General features: G+C 67.8%; 4 protein-coding genes and 2 pseudogenes. 2 read left to right on the forward strand and 4 right to left on the reverse strand.

Annotation, left to right across the window (positions count from 1 at the left end; all coding sequences use genetic code 11):
• Window positions 1-405 (reverse strand): annotated as a pseudogene (locus ACTIR_RS26305) (hypothetical protein); the annotation flags it as partial.
• A 207-nt stretch (window positions 406-612) separates the two neighbouring features.
• On the opposite strand from ACTIR_RS26305, the gene ACTIR_RS25220 reads away from it, so the two are divergent.
• A complete protein-coding gene (locus ACTIR_RS25220; RefSeq protein WP_161629619.1) occupies window positions 613-1377 on the forward strand; it encodes a DddA-like double-stranded DNA deaminase toxin in 765 nt (254 codons plus the stop codon).
• A complete protein-coding gene (locus tag ACTIR_RS24740; RefSeq protein WP_052583731.1) occupies window positions 1374-1778 on the forward strand; it encodes an Imm1 family immunity protein in 405 nt (134 codons plus the stop codon). The genes ACTIR_RS25220 and ACTIR_RS24740 overlap by 4 nt, the downstream gene beginning before the upstream one ends.
• A 102-nt stretch (window positions 1779-1880) precedes the next feature.
• On the opposite strand, the gene ACTIR_RS0105210 is transcribed toward ACTIR_RS24740, so the two are convergent.
• The 3 genes and pseudogenes from ACTIR_RS0105210 to ACTIR_RS26310 all read right to left on the reverse strand — a co-directional run.
• Window positions 1881-2711, reverse strand: a complete 831-nt coding sequence (locus ACTIR_RS0105210) for an alpha/beta hydrolase (protein WP_026453480.1) — start codon at window positions 2709-2711, stop codon at window positions 1881-1883.
• Between the two features lie 220 nt (window positions 2712-2931).
• On the reverse strand, window positions 2932-3456 hold the full coding sequence (locus tag ACTIR_RS24745) for a hypothetical protein (protein ID WP_233345829.1): 525 nt from the start codon (window positions 3454-3456) through the stop codon (window positions 2932-2934).
• A 710-nt stretch (window positions 3457-4166) separates the two neighbouring features.
• A pseudogene (locus ACTIR_RS26310) lies at window positions 4167-5337 on the reverse strand (BREX system serine/threonine kinase PglW); the annotation flags it as partial.

Genomic DNA, 5337 nt, shown 5'->3' on the forward strand with positions numbered 1-5337 from the left:
CGGCTGGTACGCGGCGGGCGTCGCCGGTGCGGGCTCCGGCCGGCCAGCGCCGTAGACCTCGCGGCGCAGGCGGGTCTGCTGGACGCAGGCGGCGGCGATGACGGTCAGTGCAAGCAACCCGCCGATGACGCTGATCGGGTCACCCTCCGGCGCCTCACCCGTCGCGGGGTCGGTGGGAGTCAGAGCGACGAGGATCAGCAGGACCAGCGTGGCGGCACCGTAGATCGCGGTGAGTCGCTTGTCTGAGGGACGGCGGAGCCGGACCATGGCGTGCGCGAACGGCACCCAGGCGAGGATGCCCATCGACGCGACGGTGACCACGAAGTACCAGCGCCCCGCGAGGGTGCCTGGCGTGCCCGTCGTCGGGTGCGACCGCTGACCGGGCGGCTTGTCGTATGCGGTCATGGAGACCTCCGTTCGTCCGCGTCGGTGGTGTGTCGTGCGACGCCGGTCGAACATTACTGCGCAACGCGGACGTCACCGCCGCCCCTCGGCGCGGATCACACCGCGCCTGCGTCGTGGGTCGACACGCGAGCGCACTCTCCAGCTCGGCACAGGACTGTCGGCACCGAGTGCCATCATGTAACACGCTCGGTGAAAGGAGTTGTTCCTGTGTCGTTCGAAGGCCTTGCCGATGGCGTGTACAAAACACTCCATGCTTTGGCACAGAGCCGGACTGCGCTGGAGCAGGCAGCCACTCTGGTACGCGAGGCTCACCTCTACCTCGCGGCGGAACTAGACAGCTCCAACGCCCCGGAGAGCGCGCCGATCATCGCCGCGACACGACAAGCTGAAGCAGAGATCGCGCAGCTCTACAACCTTCTGATACAGGCAGACCTCTCCCTCAGTACCTACCTCACAAACCTGGGAGGCGAGAGACTTCGCCCTCCTGGATATGGCCGTGTTGATGAACCGAGGACATCGACGACGACAGGGGTACGTGCTCATGACGGCTCGACCTACCCGGCCGCAGCCGCATGGTGCATCGATGTTTTACCTCGACGTGTACGCCGTGGCGAAGAAGGTGAACGCACCATCGGCTATGCGGACGGCACCCTGGACCGGTTCGTTTCCGGCCGAGACTCCGCATGGAGTCCCCTGGTTGTCCAGCGCCTCACGCAACGCGGGCTCCGCCGGAGCAACGCGGAGTTCTTGGGCCGACACGTCGAAATGAAGGTGGCAACGAAGATGATCCTCGAACGGCGGACGTCCAGCGAACTCGTCGTCAATCATGCACCATGTACTCGACGTGGGCCTCTTCTCGGGTGTCATGAAGCCCTTCCCCGCTACCTTCCGGAGGGGTACAGCTTGACGGTGTACGGCACGACGCAGCAGGGCGAACCATTCAGTCACACCTATGAAGGATCGGCGCAATGACCGCAGCGCGCATCACACCGCAGGACGCGTACGACATCGGCACCGTCGATGGTCGTGAGCTCGAACAGGAGTTCCGACGGGTGAATGCCGCACGTCGCTCCAGGGCCGGGGTGCTGTGGTTCCTCTCCGGCGGTGACGCACCGGATGCACCATTGCTGATCGGGGGTGTTCGTGGTGACGTCGGTTGCCTCACGTGGGAGGCGGACGGCAGGCTTTTCCGTCCTCGTCAGGGAAAGAACCCCGGTCGGGTGCCCTACTACACCTACGACGGTCACGACTTCGAGCAGGACGCAGGCGTCGAAGTACCCATCGACGACGTCTACGCCGCGGTGCGGGAGTTCTCCTCCACCGTGCGGCGGCCGGAGTGTGTGGGCTGGATCGAGGTCGACGGAGAACGGTGACACGCCCGTCCGGCGACGGTCGAGGCCCCCGGCACCACCACCGATGTCGGCGGTGGTGGTGCCGGGGGCCTTGGGCATGCGGTCGCCGCGGGACGCGGGGGGTCAGCTCAGGTTCTTCTGCTGGACGTCCCACTCGGTTCGGCACAGGCCGCAGTTCGGGCCGACGAACTGGGCCCGGGCGTCCGCCTCACCCTTGAGCTGCCAGTCCAGCCACTCCACACCGACCCGGCCGAACTCGCCGCCGTTGGGCTCGCTGAACGTGCCGTAGTGGCCGACGTCGAGGTTGCCCATGAACGCGGGCAGGCCGGCGGGCAGGCGGCCCCAGTCGTCCATGGCGTTGTCGTAGGCGATGTCCTCGGGGCCGCCGACGAAGTAGGCGATCGGCGCGTGCAGGTCGTCCAACAGGCGCTTGTCCCACGAGCTCATGATGCCGCTGTTCCACATCACGGTGGTGGTGATGCGCGGGTCGTCGGCCACCTCCATCGTCTCCAGGCCGCCGCAGGACTGGCCCATCACCGCGATGTTGTCGGTGTCGAGCTTGCCGTAGTAGTCGCTCCACGGCCGCGAGTTGCGCTCGATCGCCCAGTCGACGGCGTCGATGAGCATGTCGGCGTCGGTGGAGCCGGACCCGCCGGGCTCGCCGTTGGCGATGACCAGGTAGCCGTGCGAGGCGAACTCGGTGAGGATGTTCTCGAACCACGTCCCGTCGGCGCGGCAGGCGCCGTTGCCCCAGGCCACGATCGGCATCTTCTCGTCGGTCGGGAGCGTGTCGGGACGGTAGACGGTGTGGTCGGGCAGGGTCCAGGTGGTCTCGTAGCTCGCGGGGTAGGGCCCCGTGCCGCCGGTCTGCGCGGCGGCGGTGGTCGGTGCCACCAGGGCGGCGAGCGACAGCGCCGTCGCCGCGACGAGGACGCGGCTCATCAGCCGTTTCATTCCGGTGCCTCCTTGCGCCTGAAGCGTCAGGTTCGACGTTCAAGAAAGCAGCCGGAGACGGACCGCGTCACCGGGCTCGCCGGGGAACCGGCGAAAGTGCCGATGGAGCCACCGATCCCGCGCTGCGCGGAACGTCCGACACACGTCGCAGGTCAGGTGCGGTGTCCGGACACCGCATCGCTGCGACGGCTCCACCCGGTCAGGCTGTGGCGATCCACCCTCAGCCGGTAGCCGAGGCCCGCTGCGCGCGTTCTCCGAGCGAGGTCACGGTGCCGAGATTGTTGTCGCAGGAGGCACCACCACCGCCGGAACCGCCACGTGGACGTCCGGGCTTGCGCGTCCAACGACGGTCGAAGGCCTCGATCGCCTCCCGCTTCCACAGCGGACCGGTACGCAGGCGGTAGAGCGGCTCCGGGAAGTTCTCGTGCGTGGAAGCCAGTTCACGCACGCGCTGACGACTGACACCGAGAATCTCCCCCGCTTCGACGGCCGAGACGAGCTCAGGGACCGTCGGCTGCTCCGCCTCCAGCTCGAAGACCTCTGGCTCGACGGCCCGAACACTGACCACATCAGCGTCGAAGGGCTGTTCCTCGACCCACCCGACGACCTCGCGACAGAGCGTGTCAGCGGCCTCGCCACTGATCGAGGACCCGACCTCGGTCGTGATCCAGAACCCGTTACCGAGCTCCCACCGTGCCAGGCTCCAGTCGCGGTCGTCTTCGACCCGGTCGGACAGCTCGATCAATGTGTCGTTGGTGAGGTCATCGCCGTGGACCCGCACCAGCACCTCGACGATCCAGCACGTCATCACTCAGCCTCCTGCTGCCTACGTTCCCGACGGCGGACCTCATGCCTGGTCGGCGGGGGTATCTCGAGTCCGTTCCTCTTCAGCTTCGTCTTGAGGTCGAGGAGCCGCCTACGTGGGTTGCTGGGAGTCTTCGGGTACCGACCGACGTAATCACCTGCTGGCGTATGGAAACGACGATAGCCCTTACCGTCCGTTTCGACTCTCCAACCTTGCGACTCCGCCCACCCGATGAGCTTCTCGATGTCGTCCTCACGACCCATCGTGCACCTTCCCTTGCAGTGACGCAAGGCTTTACTCGCGACTAATGTGTAACGCGATACTTTAACAGTGAGTGGTGGAGTGATACTGAGAGTCAGTACCATGCAGTTGAGGTCGCTCCCAGGCCGAGACCGCCGTACTGAGGACGATCACTCAAGTGCTTCGACGGCCGTTGGCCCTTGCTGGTCCGCCAACTCTTCGGAGGTCGGTGTTCGGGCACTCTCGTTCAGACGGTCACGGACGTAGGCGGGGAGCGGCTGCGCATTGCGGGCGGCTCAAGCCTTCAACGTGCTCAGGGTCTGTTCGGAAAGTCCACGGATACGGATCGTCGCCATACGGACGGTGTAGTCGCCTCACGGGCTGTCGGACATCGCTCGGACGAGCGAAACTCACGCCGCGTCGTCCGCCTCACCGCGCAGACGGGCCAGGAAACCCTTATCCAGCACGACCCGCTCGTCCTCGGTCAGGACCTCGACGATCTGCCGGTCCAGGTGCGGGGTGTCCCGGGCAGACTCGGCCGGGCACAGCAGCCACAAGCCGTGCGGGGCCTCGTGCGGGCGGCGGGCAGCCTGCTGGAGGCCGGTGAGGAACTCGTGGCCGCCCATGTCCCAGTAGCGGGCGACCAGACCCGCATGGTGTAGAAACAGCAGCCTGCTCTCGCCGGCCGCCTGCGCGTGCAGGCGCTCGCGCAGGCGCGTCCAGGCGTCCGCGACGTAGGTGCGGAAGCCGCGCTTGATCTCGCCGGTCTCGCCGAAGCGGGCGTCGAGTTTGTGCACCCGCTCCCAGTCCTGCTCCTGCTCACGGATCAGCTCGCGGAAGGTCGCCAGGAACATACTGTCCACATGCACCGATTCGAGTGCGTACTCCCCCGCCAGCAGGTCCGGCGCGTACGGCAGGTGGACACCGCGCACGGTCAGGGCCAGGAACCCACCGTACTCCACCTTCCGCGACAGTTTGCCAACCAGCACCTCGTGCGGGTCCAACCCGGCGGCGCGGCCACGGCCATGGACGCTGAGGACACTGCTCGACGACGTCACCCCGCCGGAGCGCTCCGGCGGGCGCGGGCGGAAGACCCGGTCGGTCACGTCGAACTCCAGCGGGAAGCCCGCCTCGCGCAGGGCCTCCTCCACCTGCACGTGGGTGATGCGATCGTCCAGCGCCAGCGCGGGGAAGCGGGCGCGAACCTTCGCCAGCAGGTCCCGCAGGGTGATCCCCGGGTCCCGACGCACCCCGGCCGCGGCCTGCGAAATGCGCAGCGCGCGCACCAGGTCCAGATCCCGCGGGTACAGCTCCAGCCTCGGTGAGGCCGCCGCGTTGCCGGACATCGCCGCGGCCAGCTCCACCAGCCGCGTGTCCGCCTGCGACGGCAGCCCTTCCGGCGCGGGCACGGCGCGCAGTTCCCGCACCACCACGCCCCGGCCCGGCAGCGAGTCCCTGGCCACCAGCTCGTCGGCCCGGGTGCCCAGGGCGACCGCGTAGTCGGCCAGCTCAGGGGCGCTCGGGTCCTGGGTGCCGGGCAGCGACTCCAGTGCGATCAGCAGGTGCTCGCCGCGCCGTGCC

Source organism: Saccharomonospora iraqiensis subsp. iraqiensis (genome assembly GCF_000430445.1).
In the GTDB taxonomy this organism is placed as follows: Bacteria; Actinomycetota; Actinomycetes; order Mycobacteriales; family Pseudonocardiaceae; genus Saccharomonospora; species Saccharomonospora iraqiensis.